Consider the following 15,435-nt stretch of genomic DNA (forward strand, 5'->3'; position numbering starts at 1 on the left):
AAATATCACCTACATAGTTTCCAACATGTTCTTAAGAATACCTACTGAATTTCTTACTGCAACAGGTTTAAACTCTTCATACTCCACATGTGCACCATTATTAGCATTATCTGAGGCAGATCTTATTACAACAAAAGGAACTGAATTTAAATAGCACACTTGTGCTATACTGCCGCCTTCCATTTCACATGCTAATGCTTCAAATTCTTCGCTTAACCATTTTATTTTTTCTGGGTCTGCTATAAACTGATCTCCAGTAACTATTCTTCCTATAAAGCATTTACAGTGAGTAATTTTCTCACATGCTCTTTTTGCTTTTAACACTAATGTTTCATCACATTTAAAATCAAAAGTATCCATTCTTGGAACTTGCCCTCTTTTATCTCCAAACACAGTAGAATCTATATCATGCTGAACAAGATTTTCCGCAATTACTACGTCTCCTGGATAAACTTCTTTTCCAACTCCTCCAGCTACTCCAACGTTTATAACTGCATCCACATTAAAGTCATCAACTAGTATTTGGGCACATATTGCTGCATTTACTTTAGCGATTCCACTTTGTACTACAACAACCTTTTTTCCCCACAACTCACCAAGGTTAAACTCCATTTTAGCCTTTACTAGTTTTCTTTCTAACTTTAATTCCTTTAATAGTGGTTCTACTTCTTCCATCATTGCTCCGATAATTCCAATAACCATTTTTATTCCCCCTTGCTTATACTTTGCCTTATAGCTTCAAAAATTTGTTCTTTGCTTACTTCTATCTTTATTTTTCCTTCTCCTATATCTTGAAGTAAAACAAATCTTATTTTATCATTATTTTTTTTATCATGATTAATAGCATACATAAATAAATTATAATTGTCAACTTTGTACTTTACAGGTAATCCTAGCTTTTTATATAATTCTATTGTTTTTTCATATACCTGTTTATCTAGGTTTAAAATACTTTCAGAAAGTTTTAAAGAAACTAAAATTCCTAATGCTACACACTGTCCATGTGTTAATTCCTTACCGGATATCATTTCTATTCCATGACCTACAGTGTGTCCAAAATTTAATAAATTTCTTAATCCAGTGTCTTCAAAATCTTGTTCAACTATATCCTTCTTTATTTTCAAACAATTTCTAGCAATGTGAAGTATCTTATCATTTTCTCTTTCTAATATGCCTTTATAATTTTCACTTAAATAGTTAAATAGTGCTTTATCTTTTATCAAAGCATATTTTACTATTTCCCCCAATCCATCTACAAAATATTTTTCATCTAATGTTTTTATAAAATTAGTAGATACATACACAAAGTATGGATTATAAAAGCTTCCTATAATATTTTTTATAGAATTTTCGTTATATCCAACCTTTCCTCCTATAGAACTATCTACTTGAGAAAGTAATGTAGTTGGTATATTTATATATTTTATTCCTCTCATATAAGTAGCAGCAGCAAATCCAGCTATATCTCCTACCACACCTCCACCCAATGCTATAATTATACTATCTCTATTAGCATTATTTTCTATAAGAAAAGTATAAATTTCTTGCACTGTATTTATATTTTTATTACTCTCACCATTTTTAAAATAACATACCTTCATATTAAAGTCTTCTTTAAATTTCTTTATTCCATTTTTATATAATGAATATACCTTATCATCAGTAACTAAAAAAATATTGTCAGTATGTTTTACTTTATTCTCACTTAATGCTTGATAAAGCCTATCTGTAGTACTATCTATATATACTCTATAGCCATTTACACCACCCACTTCTAATTCCTTCATAAAACACCTCCATCTTTTAGTCAAAGAATAGATTGTAAAATATAAATAATTGATTTATTATTTATTCTCTATTCTTTATTATTCACTATTATCTATTTATTACACTATTTGTACATAAAAAATCTCACTCATATTGAGCGAGATTTTAATCTTTAACAAAAAAGTTTTTTATTTCCTCTAAACTGTCCTTTTGAAAATCATCCTTTGAATCTTCTTTAACTTCTAACATAAATTTATTATTGTCCTTCTTTTGGTCATCATTGCTATTAATCTCTATATCTTTTTCTCTTAACTCTGAATCCATCATTTTACTTCCAATATTATAATTCTTTACAAAATCCTTTTCCATATTTTCAAACATTTCTAATTGGGACTGCATAAAATTCTTATATTTAGTTCTAAACATAAAAAATTCATTTTTAGTTTTTTCAAACTGATCATTAATTTTTATAACATCATTATGAGCCTTATCTAAAATTCTCTTTGATGTTTCATTTGCATTCTTTATAATAAACTCAGCTTCTCTTTGAGCAGCTTTTTTAGATTGGTCCGCAGCATTTTGAGCTAATAAAAGAGTATTTTGTATAGTCTCCTCCATTTTATTGTAATGCTGCAAATTTTCTTCAATAGAATTTAGTTTTTCTTTTAATGATGAATTTTCTTTATATATAGCTTCATATTGTTCTGCAATCTTATCTAGGAATTCATCTACTTCATCCATATCGTACCCTCTAAAACCTCTTTTGAATTCCTTGCTTGTAATATCCATTGAAGTTATTTTCATTGTCAACACCCCGAATCAAATAAATTTTTTAAATAACAATCTTTGCCTTCCACTCCCTGTTAAGCCAGACTTATCTACGAATTTATATTTTCCAAATCCTCTTATAGTAATTATGGATTTCTCTTTTACTATCTTATCTTTATCCTTTATAGGAAGATAATCCATCAATACCTTCCCTGAAGAAATTAACTCTAAAGCTTTACTTCTAGATAAATTTGTAATTCCACTTAAAACACAATCTATTCTATTAGAAGTAGATATTATATTTAAATCTTGAAAATTATACTGTGGAATATCCTCATTATATATATCTACTATCTTTACATCACATGGACAATTCCCTATGTTTTTTAAATTTGCAATTACATATTCTTTTAACTCATCTTGTAAAGGAAGATAACATATATCATCTTTTACTATTAAATCTCCAAATTTATCTCTTCTAATACCTAATGACATTATAGATCCTAAATATTCCCTATGTGTAAGTGATTTAAATGGTGATTTATTTATTATTTTTATTAATTCTAAAGGGTAATGCCATACTTCCTGAGGAGAAAATGCAATAATTCTTCTTTCTGCTTCTTCAAATATACCATTGCTAAATATATTTACTGGTATGCATTCTCTAAGTTCTTCTAACCTTCTCCATACATTAGGCGGATAAAATTCATCAGTAAATACGGTATTACCAATTTTATTTGAAAGTAACATTTTATCGTATAAATTACATATCCTGTTTTTGTCATCAAATTCAACATTATTCACAAAATTTTTTTTATCTATCATAATATTATATCATAAATGATCCAGCTATTATAGAATAAACAATTCTTTTTAATACATATAGTATTAAAAGTGCAAAAACAGGTGAAAAATCAATCATAAGCCCTGGTATTATTCTTTCTTGTATCTTTCTTCCTGGAGCTAGTAGAGGTTCTGTAATAGCATGAACTAATTGAGTAACACTATTTTCCCTTCCCATAGGCACATAGGATAAGAGTACATCAATTAATATAGCCCATTCTGCAATACTAAAACAAATATTAATAATTCTAATTAAAGTATAGTTCATATCTACCTCCAAATTTTATCTATTCCAGTTAAATATTCCTTTAGTTGACAATTCATTTTTTAATTCACTATCTACTTCTACATTGGAAGGTGATACTATATAAATTCCCTTTTCCACCTCTTCAAGACTTCCACCTAATGCATAAGTAGCTCCACTTATAAAATCTAATAATCTTTGAGCAATCTTAGGCTCTAAAGATATAGAGTTAACTACTATTATTTTTCTACTCTTTAAATTATCACAAATATCTACTACTTCATCATAAGTTATTGGCTTTACTATTACTACTTTCGCAGTAGATGCTGTGTGTATACTTACAACTTTTCCTGGTTTTTTAGAAGATTGAATTATCGGTTCATATTCTTCTGTGTTTTCAGTTTCTTCTTCACATTCTTTTTCCTCTAATTCATCTATGTCATCTTCTAGTCCTAAAATTCCCATAACTTTATTTAATACTTTACCTGCCATTTTTACTCCTCCTATGCATTTACATTATAATCTCTTTTTCCAAAAATTCCTTGACCAATTCTTATAACGTTTGCGCCTTCTTCTACTGCGATTTTATAATCACCAGTCATGCCCATGGAAAGATATTTCATTTCCAAATTTTTAAATTTTCTTTCTTTCAGATTATCGAATATTTTCTTTGTTTCTTTAAAATGTTTTCTACAACTTTCGTCATCACCTTTAGGAATTATTGTCATAAGACCTTTAACTTTTACATTACTACAACTTTCACAAGCTTCTATCAACTCTTCCAAGTTCTCTACATAAACCCCAGATTTACTTTCCTCTTTTCCTATGTTTATTTGAATTAGCACCTGTGCTATTTCATTTTTATTCTTATATTGTTTTTCTATTTCCTCTAAAAGACCTATATTGTCTAGAGAATGGATTAAATAAACCCTACCTACAATATATTTTACTTTATTTCTTTGTAGATGCCCTATCAAGTGCCATTTAATATCATCATAACAGATATTATCCATTTTATATACCAATTCTTGTACCTTATTTTCTCCAAAATCTCTTATCCCTAAATTATAGGCCTCTTTTATATCCTCTAAAGGTTTAGTTTTAGAAACTGCTACTAAAGTTATGTCTTCCCCAATGTTACTTTTTATGGACATTATATTTTCTAACATTGACAATTCTATCGTCTCCTTTAGATTTAATTTGTCTTAATTTTAGTATTCTTCATAAAATTTAAAAATCCTTCACCATATACTATTTATTTATGGATTTTATGAATTTATTTTTTATTTCCCCATTATAAGCAGGAACCTTAATTGCATCAGTTTCTTCTATATCTACTTGAATTCCTCTTAATATAAGAGACCTTAAATGGTTTTCATCTGCTAACATATAGCTTTTCAACACATCCTTATTTCCGATAGCATTTATATAAAATGGTGCACATACTTGAATACCATTTATTCTTAAAAAAGCTCCATTACAATATATTCCTGTAGAAGACACTATCCTTAATCCGTTTATGGAGATTGCTTCTGCACCAGCATTCATAAGATCATTTACTACTTGAATCATATCCTCATTATGTATTAATTTTAATTTATACTCATCAGGATCTTCTACAAATTCAGTACTAGCATCTTCCATGGATATCTTTATTCCAGGCCCCTCAAGTTCTGTAAATCCAATAATCTTTTTATTAGCTGAAATTTCTTCATTAATCTGCCCTATTATCTTGTTTTTATCTTTTGCATTGTTTTCATATTTTTGAAGTTTATTTGAATACATTATATATTGGTCATTTAAATTACTTAAATTATTAAGTAATTCATTTCTATAAGCATAGGCATCTTGATATTGCTTACTGCTTAAGAATGTTGTTTTATTTTCCCTAGTAAAACTTATATTCATAGCAATTAATATACCAATTATAATAGAAGCTACAAATACAAACACATTAGCTTCATTATTTCTCATAAAATTCACCTCATTGACGTGACTTAGCCTTTTCTATTAAAAGTCTTCTAACTATAGCAAAGTTGTCAAATATTCTTCCTCCAAATACAATTACCGCAGCAATGTATATTGGCACCCCTAATTTATCCCCTAGATAGGCTAATCCTGCTGCTAAAACTGAGTTCCCAAAAAAACCAGATATAAATATATCCGCCTGAAAGTTTTTAGAAAGCCTTGCCCTCATTGCTCCAAAAACAGAATCTAAACAAGCAAGAATTGCCACGGACATATAGGGTGAAAATTTTTCAGGAATATTTACCTTCCATATAGCCCCCACTATTATCCCTATTATTAAACCTAAAAACGCTATCATTACTTAACTCACCCCTATATAAAATTAAATTATTCATTTTTTACTGGTTCTGCATATTCAAACTTATAAGGTTTATTATATTTCTCAATCTTTAAGTCATCAACTGGTTCGTATTTAACTTCACAAATACCCTTAAACTCAGATAAAGTTTCTGGAAAATCAAATAATTCCATTAAGTTTTTCTTATATCCTATAACCTTTATAACTATTCTTTTTGATGGTGAAACTCTATCCTCTCCATTTATTGATATGCTATTTCCTGAAATTCTTATTCCCGTTCTTCCCGTAATTCTTATATCATTTATAGAAATAGCTTCAGCTCCAGAATATTTTAACTCATTTATTAAATAAACAAGATGTCTATCTGTTATTCTAGCTTCAGCTCCTGCACCAAAAATTCCACTATTAGGAGTTAAATAAATAATAACTCCTTCACCATGCACATCAGTGGTTCCTGTTAGTATTCTAGTATCCTCTAATTCCTTCAGCAAATTTTTAGTAGCATCATCTCTTCCTGCTGCTGCTTCTTCATAACTTTTTACTTTTCCTTCAAGCTCATCTACTTTTTTATTTAATTTTTCTTTTTCATTTTTATACTGTTCAATTTCTGCAGTAATATCTGCAGCATTATATGGATTAATATTTATTTTTTCTTGTCTAAGAAGAACTTTAAATTGGTGAGCCAACATAAAGCCCAAAATAGCACAAACTAAAGCCACACTAACTTGAGAACCCCACTTACGCATAATAGTTTTATCCTCCTACTTTTCTAAAAATACTACAGGATTTCCATCAAAACTAACATCAATATACCCTTTTTTAGCTAGTTTCACTTCCTCTTTCTGCAATAAAATATTGAAAGCCTTATTTAATTTCTTATCCAAATCCCCATCATTCCCTAACTTAATCAAAAAATTCCCATAATAAAGCTTTATATCATTTACATCCTGTATATCCACAAGCGCAATTTTATAATTATCCTTTTTATTTCCTATCAAAGAACTCATATTACATACTAACTGTAACCTTCTATCGTCTTTACTTAGGATTGGTTTACCTACTTCAGTTTTTTCAAAATCAAATCCTTGGAGTTTAACTAAATTCATATTTTTAATATCTTTTCTATTTTCTAAAACAACACCATTTTTATCTATAACAACAAACCTACCATTTTTTTCTCCGTAAAAAGTGGCTTCCCTTTCTTTAACATTAATAATTATAGTATCAGGCAATTTTTTCTTCACTTCTAAATCTAATATATACGGATTAGTCAATATACCTTTTTTTATCCTGTCCATATTAATATAAAATATATTGTCTCCTTTAAAAATTCCGGAAAGTTTTGCTATTTCCTCCTTGGGTATATTTTTATTATTTATAATCTCAATCTTCTTTATATTAAAATATGGATGCTTCAAACAAAGGGCTGTTAAGGTAGATACAAGTAATGTTAAAAGAAGAATACATTTTTTTATAAACTTTTTTCTTCTCCTTTTTATTATAAGTTCATTTTTTTCTTTTCTAACTAAATTATTAGTATCTATCATATTATCTCCACCTTTTAAATTATAGGCTATATATATAATAACACGATATAAAATTAATTTCATTAAATTTATTATTAAATTTCAATACTTTTTTACATAATTATAGCATTGCTTTTATGCAATGCTATTTGTTTAAATATTACTTTTTTGTCTTGAAATATTTAATAATATTCCCATAGCTGCCATATTAACAAAAAGAGAAGATCCCCCATAACTTATAAAAGGAAGAGGCACTCCTGTAACAGGAATTGAACCTGTAACTACAGCAATATTTATTAACGCTTGAACTGCTATAATTGAAGTTATACCTGTAGCAAGCAAAGTACCATATGTATCCTTTGCTTTAACAGCTGTAACAATTCCCCTCCAAATAAATAAAAGAAATAGTAGTATTATGAAAACACATCCAATAAGCCCTAACTCTTCCCCTATTACTGCAAATATAAAATCATTATGAGGTTCTGGTATGTAGTAGCACTTTTGTCTCGATTGTCCTAATCCAACTCCCCATATTCCACCGGAACCTAATGCTAAAAAAGATTGAATTAACTGATAACCAGTTTTTTGTGGATCTACCCAAGGATTTCTATAGGAAAAAAATCTAGCTCTTCTAAAAGGTACTAACAGTATGGCTGCTGCTCCTGCTAATATTACCGGAAGCACTACTGCCACAAGATGACTAAACTTAGCTCCAGCCACAAAGAGTATAAAAAAGGTTACCGTCATAATAACTGTAGCTATACTTAAATTTTTCTCGGCATAAACCAGTCCTGCATAAAAAACAGCTACTAAAAGATATGGGATTACGCCATAAGAAAAGGTCTTTATTTTTTCTCCTTTTGCATCAATACTTTTAGCCAAATATAGTACTACAAAATATTTTGCAATTTCTGAAGGCTGAAGTGAAGCTGGTCCCAAGGGTATCCATCTTCTAGCTCCATTTATTTCGGGACATAGTAATACAACAAACAATAATATTGTTGTAATTATCATAATTAATCTAGTATATCTTTTATAAATATGATAATCCATATTTATGGTAACAAACATAGCAGACATGCCTAGTATAGCCCATAATCCTTGTCTCTTCAAAAAGTACATACTATCCCCTTTATACTTATAAAAAGCAAAATAGGAACTGGCACTATAAACCATAACTACTCCTATAGCTACTAAAAGCATTATTACACAAAATAGCAAAAAGTCTATACTTCCCATTTTATTTTGGAGTTTTCTCATAATTACCTCCTAAAACAATTATTTAAAAGATAAGAACGCAATCATACACAATATTACTGTTACTATTGAGAATATAGATACAACTTTAGTCTCATGCCATCCACATAATTCAAAATGATGATGTAGTGGACTCATCTTAAAAATTCTTTTCCCAGTTAATTTAAAGGATGCTACCTGCAATATTACTGAAAGTGTTTCCATTACATATATCCCGCCTACAATTATAACCAAAAGTGGTAATTTTAATATCATAGCTACAGCAGCTACAGCTCCCCCTAATGCTAATGAACCTGTATCCCCCATAAACACTTGAGCTGGGAACGCATTATATCTTAAAAATCCTAAAAGAGCCCCTGCTAATACTGCACAAAATATTGATAAAGTATAATGTCCCATATTAAAACTTACTATTACAAAGAAAACCATAACCAATATTGTAATTGAAGTTGCAAGCCCATCTAATCCATCAGTTAAATTTACTGCATTAGTAGTAGCTGCAAAGTATACTATTATAAAAGGTATATATAGCATTCCAAAATTAACAGATTTACCACTAAAAGGTATTATAATTGTTGTTCCTATATCTGGATTATTTGCTGCATAATAAGCAAAAGCAAAGGATACAACAATTAATAAAATCATTTTTTGATATGCTCTTAATCCCAAATTCTTCTTATGTACTATCTTTAGGAAATCATCAATAAAACCTATGAAACCAAATGCAATAAATGCATAAAGAGCAAACATGGCTTCATCACTAGGTTTTTTTACTAAAATCAACATAGCTATTAGTGAAGCTAATATAAATATTATTCCTCCCATAGTTGGAGTTCCTGCTTTTTTTTGATGACTTTTAGGTCCTTCTTCCCTTATATTTTGACCAAATTTTAACTTATGAAGTATTGGAATTAATATTGGCCCTCCAATTATTGATAGAAAAAACGCTACAAGTACTGAGTATATTATTTTACTGTCCATATATTATGCTCATAAAACTAGAGCAAATTCACCTCCTTAATCATTTTTAGTCTTTAGTTTTTCAATCATTCTTTCAAATTTCATAGCTCTTGATGCTTTAAATAATACAACATCTTCTTTTCCCAAATAAGATATTAAAAATTCTACTACCTCATCATAATCTTCTAATTTCAAAAAACTTTCTTTATCTTCTTCAATTATGTTCCCATTTTTTCCATCTTGGAAACCTTCCCCATAGGCCTTATCAAACTCCCCTAAAGCTATAAGTAAATCTATGCCTTTTTCCTTTGCATATTCTCCAACTTCCATGTGAGCTCTAAAAGATTCTTCTCCTAATTCTCTCATGGTTCCTAAAACTGCTATTTTTCTCTTGCCCTTAATATTAGTTAATACATCAATAGCTGCCTTCATCGAATCAGGGCTAGCATTATAGCAATCATTTACTATAGTGAATTTGTTTCCTCTAATTATATCTAATCTCATAGCAGTAGTTTGAAGATTCTTCAATCCTTCTTTTATTTCTTCAAGGCTCATTTTTAAAACTTTTCCACAAGCTATGGCCAAAAGAGCATTCCAAACATTATGCTTACCTGGTAAATCAATATGTATTGATTCTTCTTCTTGTGCCTGTTTAACTTTAAAATCTATACTTTTTTCATTCAACACTATATCATGTGCATAAAAATCCCACTCATTTTCAAAACCTGTTTTTATTAATGTATAGTTTTTATTATCTATAGCCCCTAGTAAATCGTTATCTCCATTAACTATTAGTACATTTTCTTCATTGAAATAATCTGTAACCTCAAGTTTTGCCCTTAAAATATTTTCTCTAGTTTTCAAATTTTCTATATGAGATATTCCTACATTTGTTATTAATGCTATATCTGGTCTAGCCGCCTCTACCATCCTATGTATTTCACCTAAATTACTCATACCCATTTCTAAAACTGCCACTTCAAAACTATTGTCTAATTTAAATATCATAAGAGGAAGTCCTATTTCATTATTAAAATTGCCCTCTGTTTTGAACACCTTATATTTTGCACTTAAAACTGCTGCTGTTAAATCTTTAGTAGAAGTCTTTCCTGTAGAACCAGTAATAGCTACTACCTTTATATTAAGCTTACTTCTATAATACTTGGCTAAATCTAAAAGAGCTTTTCTTGTATTCTTAACCTTAATTATTGAAGTATACTCTTTAATATCCTCATTCTTAAAAAACACTTCATCTACTACACAAATGTAGGCTCCTTTTTCACTAGCTTGTTTTACATAACTATTTCCATTGAAATTTTCGCCCTTTAAAGCAATAAAAATACTTTTATCATGAATTTTACGTGTATCTGTGGAGATATCATTGTAATCAAATCTATTTCCTTTTACTAACACTTCTCCATCTACAGCTTTAACTACTTCTTCAAAACTTAAATATTCCAATCAGAAAACCCCTTCCTAATATAATTCTTCAATTATTTCTTTAATTATTTCTCTCTCATCAAAGTGTATAGTTCTATCCTTTAATATCTGATAATCCTCATGGCCTTTTCCAGCTACCACTATTACATCACATTTTTTAGCTATTTCCATTGCCTTTTTAATTGCCTGTCTTCTATTTTCTACTACTATATAATTATCCTTTTCTATACCGTTTTTTATATCTTCTATTATTGATAAAGGCTCTTCACTTCTTGGATTATCTGAAGTTACAATAGCTATATCACTTAATTCTGTTCCTATTTTACCCATAATAGGTCTTTTAGTTTTATCTCTATCGCCTCCACATCCAAATACACTAATTAATCTGCCTTCAGTAAATTCCCTAGCGGTTTTAAGTATATTTTCTAATCCATCAGGGGTATGAGCATAGTCAACTATAACTTCATAACCTAAATTATAATTCTTAGTTACTATTTCACATCTTCCTGGAACCCCATTCATATTTTCTAATCCATTTTTAATAACTTCTAAATCTATACCTTCATTTAAACAAGCAAGAGCACTGCCTAATGAGTTTAAAATATTATATCTTCCTGGTATGTGTATATTGATTTCTTTTTCTTTTCCATCATAGTTTACTGTAAATTGCACACCCCTAGAATGCATTTTTATTTTTTCAGCCTTAAGATCTGAGTCCTTTTCTATAGAATATGTTAATTTATTTTCATTTATATCATTGTATATTCTTTTCCCATATTCATCATCCCAATTTATTATGGAATTTTCACTGTTCTTAAAAAGTAATAGCTTTGCTTCATAATAGTTTTCAAAAGTTTTATGGAAATCAAGATGGTCTTGTGTTAGATTGGTAAATATTGCCTGAGAAAACTTTATTCCATATACTCTATCTAAATAAAGCGAGTGAGAAGAAACTTCCATAACACAATAATCTACACCTTGCTGGACCATTTCCTTAAATAACTTATGAATCTCTAAAGATTCTGGAGTTGTTCTATCTGAATGAAGTTTTTTATCTCCAATGTAATTAGCAATAGTTCCTAAAAGTCCAACTTTAAAACCAGCTTCTTCTAATATAGATTTAATCATGAAAGTAGAAGTAGTTTTACCATTTGTGCCTGTAATACCAATGATTTTTAATTTATTTTTAGGATTTCCATAAAAGTTTGAGGAAATTAATGCCATTGCCTTTCTGCTATCCTCTACTTTTATCATAGTACATTCTGGTAAATTTTCTACGTCCTCATCATAGATTACAACGACAGCTCCTTTTTCAGCAGCAGTTGGTATATACTTGTGTCCGTCAGTACTATATCCCTGTATTGCAAAAAATAAATCACCTTTATTTATATTTCTAGAATCATACTGAATATTATTTACCTCTATTTCATCTGATCCTTTTGTAATTTCATAATTTAAACCTTTTAACATTTCCTTTAGCTTCATAATTACACCTCTTTAATTATATTGGTTAATAATTAAATTTTATTAATTATTACTTTAACAATACAACAGTGAACGGATAATCCGTTCACTGTAATATTAATCTCCTACTTCGTCTAGTTTTACATATACAGTAGTTCCTTTTTGAACTTCTTCTCCTTCTTTTCTGCTCTGTTCGAATATTAATCCATTACCACTATATTCAATCTTTAAACCAATGCTATTTAAAAGTTGTGAAGCTCTTTCTATACTATATCCTTTAACACTAGGAACTACCACTACTTTATTATAATTTGATGTACTTCCTGTGTAAAGTACTATTTTACTACCTTCTTTCACAGTATAACCCGGTTTTGGGCTTATATCTACTATATAGTCACCACTAGCATCAATTTTATAATCCAACCCTTTTTCTTTTAATAACTTTAATGCTTCACCTTTCTTCATTCCTCTTATCTCAGGTATCATAATGTCTTTTTTTAGACTCTCAGCTATTTTTTCCGAGGAAGCATCTGCTTTAAAAGCTAAATAATTAAAAATATCATTTAAAACCTGTTGTGCTACTGGAGCTGATATTTGTCCAGCATAATAATTAGTAGGATCTGGTTCATCTATTGATACAAGTAAAGTTATCTTTGGTTTATCTATTGGAGCCATAGCTGCAAAAGAAGATATATATTTCCCTTCACCATATCTTCCATTTATAACCTTCTGAGCAGTACCAGTTTTTCCACCTATATGATACCCCTCTATAAAAGCTCTTTGTCCTCCTCCTTCAGATACAACTCTTTCAAGATAAGTTCTCAATGTAGCTGCAGTTTTTCCATCAAGTACTGTTTTTTCTCCATAATTATCAAACTTGCTATCTGTTACTTCTTTATTATTTCCCTCATCATAATGGGCTACTTCCTTTAAAACATGAGGTCTGATCCATTTGCCACCATTAGCTACTGCATTAAATGCTGCTAAATATTGCATAGTGGATACTGTATTAGCTTGACCAAAAGAAATAGTAGCAAGATCCACATCTGACATATTTTCAGCTTTCTTTACTATACCTTTTGCTTCTCCTGGCAGATCTACTCCCGTTTTTTGCCCAAATCCAAATTTTTGTATATATGAATAAAGTTTTTCTTTTCCTAATTTTTTTCCTACTTCTGCAAAGCCTACGTTACAGGAATTCTTTATTATATCAGGAAAACTTTGCACACCATGCCCTGATCTTTTTGCACAATGTATGGTTCTCTTCCCTACTACTACAGCACCAGTACAATTATATTTATCACTTTCAGAAACCACATTTTCTTCCATAGCAGAAGCTGCTGTTATAACTTTAAATATAGATCCAGGTTCAAAAGTGTCATTTACTGCTCTATTTCTCCACATAGCTTGAAGCTCATCACTAGTCTTACCCTTTACCCATGGATCATTAGGATTATAATCTGGTTTGTTTACCATAGCTAAGATTTCTCCACTATTAGGATCCATAGCTATTATTGAAACAGCTTTTGCCTTATTATCACTTAAAGCTTGATCTGCTGCTTTTTCACAAAAATGCTGTATCATTTCATCTATAGTAAGTATTACATCTTTTCCATCCTCAGGCTTAGTAAATTCCGAAATCACATAAGGAAGTTCTCTAGATCTAGTGTTGTCCATTTCCGCTATTCTCTTACCAGGCTTTCCTGATAATATTTTATCATATTGCATTTCTACTCCAGTAAGACCTTTTCCATCTGAATTAGTATGTCCTAAAACGTGTGCTAAAAAATTATTATTAGGATAATATCTCTTTGTATCAGCGGAAACTATTACTCCACTTATTTTCAAATCTCTAACCTTATCAGCCATAGGCTTTTCTATTCTTCTTTTTAGTGTAGCTGAACCATATGGCAATCCATTAGGGAATTTTTTATTTATGATTTTAGCAACCTCAACTGCATCCATTTCTAATGCTTCTCCTAATTTTGAAGCCACAGTTTCAACGGGTAGTTTCTTATCTTCCATAGTATGTCTTAAAGTATTTAAATCTAAATCTACTCTATATACGTTAGCACTTATAGCCAGTTCATTTCCATTTCTATCTAGTATTCTTCCTCTTTTTGCTGATATTTTAACCTCACTTGTCCATTGGTCCACCGCTACTTTTTCATAATTTGGACCTTTACTAACCATTAAATAAGCAAGTCTGCTAACAAGATAAGTAAACACAACTATCAGTCCTATAAGAATTATAAACATTCTTTTCTTAATTAGAACTTTATCTCTATATATTTTCTTATCCAAACTTTATACCCCCGTTAAAATAAATCCTTTAATAAATTTTTAAGAGTATTTTCCTTTGATTTGTTTTCCGTTTTTGCATTATTTTCATATTTAAATATCTCTTTTTTCATATCACAATAAATTATACTTTCCTTAGTAGGTTTAACCATTTGTAATTTTTTAGTAGCAATTTCTTCAATATATTGTACATTACTAAATTTTACCAATTCTACCTTCAGGTTTTCATTTTCCTTATTTAACGTATTTATATTTTGGCCTGTTGTATTTAGTTGCTTTTGTAAATTATATATTTTGCTATACCTACCTATTAAAATAACACCAACCAAAAAAGTAAGAGCTATGTTTCTTAATATTTTGAATTTATTTTTAACTCTCTTATTTCTATTTTTTATTTCTGTTTGTTTTTCTAATTTATCATCTTTCTTTTTTTCTCTCTTAGGTTCAAATTGTGGAGCAAGAACAGTACTTCCATTGATATAGTTTTCCTTCTCTGTTATTATCACTTTATTCACTCCTTTTCATAATTAGAACAGTAA

At 29.4% G+C, this 15,435-nt stretch carries 17 protein-coding genes; all 17 read right to left on the bottom strand.

Annotated elements, in window-relative coordinates; translation table 11 throughout:
* Window positions 1–9 precede the first annotated feature (9 nt).
* Entirely contained in the window at window positions 10–702 is a 693-nt protein-coding gene (locus T514_RS0110320) for a 5'-methylthioadenosine/adenosylhomocysteine nucleosidase (protein ID WP_027624709.1), read from the bottom strand.
* Between the two features lie 2 nt (window positions 703–704).
* Window positions 705–1,787, bottom strand: a complete 1,083-nt coding sequence (aroB, locus tag T514_RS0110325; RefSeq protein ID WP_027624710.1) for a 3-dehydroquinate synthase — start codon at window positions 1,785–1,787, stop codon at window positions 705–707.
* Window positions 1,788–1,932: 145 nt separating this feature from the next.
* On the bottom strand, window positions 1,933–2,571 hold the full coding sequence (locus T514_RS0110330) for a DivIVA domain-containing protein (RefSeq protein ID WP_027624711.1): 639 nt from the start codon (window positions 2,569–2,571) through the stop codon (window positions 1,933–1,935).
* Between the two features lie 15 nt (window positions 2,572–2,586).
* Window positions 2,587–3,360 carry a YlmH/Sll1252 family protein gene (locus T514_RS0110335; protein ID WP_051541993.1) on the bottom strand — a complete coding sequence of 258 codons (774 nt, stop codon included), beginning with the start codon at window positions 3,358–3,360 and terminating at the stop codon, window positions 2,587–2,589.
* Window positions 3,361–3,364: 4 nt separating this feature from the next.
* Window positions 3,365–3,646, bottom strand: a complete 282-nt coding sequence (locus T514_RS0110340; RefSeq protein WP_034868815.1) for a YggT family protein — start codon at window positions 3,644–3,646, stop codon at window positions 3,365–3,367.
* Between the two features lie 15 nt (window positions 3,647–3,661).
* Window positions 3,662–4,114: a cell division protein SepF gene (locus T514_RS0110345; RefSeq protein ID WP_027624714.1), complete on the bottom strand. Its 453-nt coding sequence runs from the start codon at window positions 4,112–4,114 to the stop codon at window positions 3,662–3,664.
* Between the two features lie 11 nt (window positions 4,115–4,125).
* Entirely contained in the window at window positions 4,126–4,797 is a 672-nt protein-coding gene (locus T514_RS0110350; RefSeq protein WP_027624715.1) for a YggS family pyridoxal phosphate-dependent enzyme, read from the bottom strand.
* A gap of 76 nt (window positions 4,798–4,873) precedes the next feature.
* Window positions 4,874–5,596, bottom strand: a complete 723-nt coding sequence (locus T514_RS0110355) for a DUF881 domain-containing protein (RefSeq protein WP_027624716.1) — start codon at window positions 5,594–5,596, stop codon at window positions 4,874–4,876.
* Window positions 5,597–5,606: 10 nt separating this feature from the next.
* Window positions 5,607–5,948: a small basic family protein gene (locus tag T514_RS0110360; protein WP_027624717.1), complete on the bottom strand. Its 342-nt coding sequence runs from the start codon at window positions 5,946–5,948 to the stop codon at window positions 5,607–5,609.
* 29 nt (window positions 5,949–5,977) lie between these two features.
* Window positions 5,978–6,694 carry a DUF881 domain-containing protein gene (locus tag T514_RS0110365; RefSeq protein ID WP_027624718.1) on the bottom strand — a complete coding sequence of 239 codons (717 nt, stop codon included), beginning with the start codon at window positions 6,692–6,694 and terminating at the stop codon, window positions 5,978–5,980.
* Between the two features lie 15 nt (window positions 6,695–6,709).
* Entirely contained in the window at window positions 6,710–7,495 is a 786-nt protein-coding gene (locus T514_RS0110370; protein ID WP_027624719.1) for a cell division protein FtsQ/DivIB, read from the bottom strand.
* Window positions 7,496–7,627: 132 nt separating this feature from the next.
* Window positions 7,628–8,734 carry a stage V sporulation protein E gene (gene spoVE, locus T514_RS0110375; RefSeq protein WP_027624720.1) on the bottom strand — a complete coding sequence of 369 codons (1,107 nt, stop codon included), beginning with the start codon at window positions 8,732–8,734 and terminating at the stop codon, window positions 7,628–7,630.
* Window positions 8,735–8,752: 18 nt separating this feature from the next.
* Complete coding sequence (mraY, locus tag T514_RS0110380) at window positions 8,753–9,712, bottom strand: phospho-N-acetylmuramoyl-pentapeptide-transferase (protein ID WP_027624721.1); 960 nt, start codon at window positions 9,710–9,712, stop codon at window positions 8,753–8,755.
* A 36-nt stretch (window positions 9,713–9,748) separates the two neighbouring features.
* Window positions 9,749–11,152: a UDP-N-acetylmuramoyl-tripeptide--D-alanyl-D-alanine ligase gene (locus T514_RS0110385; protein WP_027624722.1), complete on the bottom strand. Its 1,404-nt coding sequence runs from the start codon at window positions 11,150–11,152 to the stop codon at window positions 9,749–9,751.
* Between the two features lie 15 nt (window positions 11,153–11,167).
* Window positions 11,168–12,616, bottom strand: a complete 1,449-nt coding sequence (locus tag T514_RS0110390; RefSeq protein ID WP_027624723.1) for a UDP-N-acetylmuramoyl-L-alanyl-D-glutamate--2,6-diaminopimelate ligase — start codon at window positions 12,614–12,616, stop codon at window positions 11,168–11,170.
* Window positions 12,617–12,712: 96 nt separating this feature from the next.
* Window positions 12,713–14,899, bottom strand: coding sequence for a stage V sporulation protein D (locus T514_RS0110395; protein ID WP_027624724.1), 2,187 nt, complete (start codon window positions 14,897–14,899; stop codon window positions 12,713–12,715).
* A 14-nt stretch (window positions 14,900–14,913) separates the two neighbouring features.
* Window positions 14,914–15,402, bottom strand: coding sequence for a septum formation initiator family protein (locus T514_RS0110400; RefSeq protein WP_027624725.1), 489 nt, complete (start codon window positions 15,400–15,402; stop codon window positions 14,914–14,916).
* Between the last annotated feature and the right edge of the window lie 33 nt (window positions 15,403–15,435).

Origin of the sequence: Clostridium lundense DSM 17049 (assembly GCF_000619945.1) — a bacterium.
GTDB classification, from domain to species: Bacteria; Bacillota; Clostridia; order Clostridiales; family Clostridiaceae; genus Clostridium_AO; species Clostridium_AO lundense.

Bases quoted from the DNA above. Each gene is read 5' to 3' on its own strand.
- T514_RS0110320 (WP_027624709.1), bottom strand. From the start codon at position 702: ATGGTTATTGGAATTATCGGAGCAATGATGGAAGAAGTAGAACCACTA.
- aroB (WP_027624710.1), bottom strand. From the start codon at position 1,787: ATGAAGGAATTAGAAGTGGGTGGTGTAAATGGCTATAGAGTATATATA.
- T514_RS0110330 (WP_027624711.1), bottom strand. From the start codon at position 2,571: ATGAAAATAACTTCAATGGATATTACAAGCAAGGAATTCAAAAGAGGT.
- T514_RS0110335 (WP_051541993.1), bottom strand. From the start codon at position 3,360: ATGATAGATAAAAAAAATTTTGTGAATAATGTTGAATTTGATGACAAA.
- T514_RS0110340 (WP_034868815.1), bottom strand. From the start codon at position 3,646: ATGAACTATACTTTAATTAGAATTATTAATATTTGTTTTAGTATTGCA.
- T514_RS0110345 (WP_027624714.1), bottom strand. From the start codon at position 4,114: ATGGCAGGTAAAGTATTAAATAAAGTTATGGGAATTTTAGGACTAGAA.
- T514_RS0110355 (WP_027624716.1), bottom strand. From the start codon at position 5,596: ATGAGAAATAATGAAGCTAATGTGTTTGTATTTGTAGCTTCTATTATA.
- T514_RS0110360 (WP_027624717.1), bottom strand. From the start codon at position 5,948: ATGATAGCGTTTTTAGGTTTAATAATAGGGATAATAGTGGGGGCTATA.
- T514_RS0110365 (WP_027624718.1), bottom strand. From the start codon at position 6,694: ATGCGTAAGTGGGGTTCTCAAGTTAGTGTGGCTTTAGTTTGTGCTATT.
- T514_RS0110370 (WP_027624719.1), bottom strand. From the start codon at position 7,495: ATGATAGATACTAATAATTTAGTTAGAAAAGAAAAAAATGAACTTATA.
- spoVE (WP_027624720.1), bottom strand. From the start codon at position 8,734: ATGAGAAAACTCCAAAATAAAATGGGAAGTATAGACTTTTTGCTATTT.
- mraY (WP_027624721.1), bottom strand. From the start codon at position 9,712: ATGGACAGTAAAATAATATACTCAGTACTTGTAGCGTTTTTTCTATCA.
- T514_RS0110390 (WP_027624723.1), bottom strand. From the start codon at position 12,616: ATGAAGCTAAAGGAAATGTTAAAAGGTTTAAATTATGAAATTACAAAA.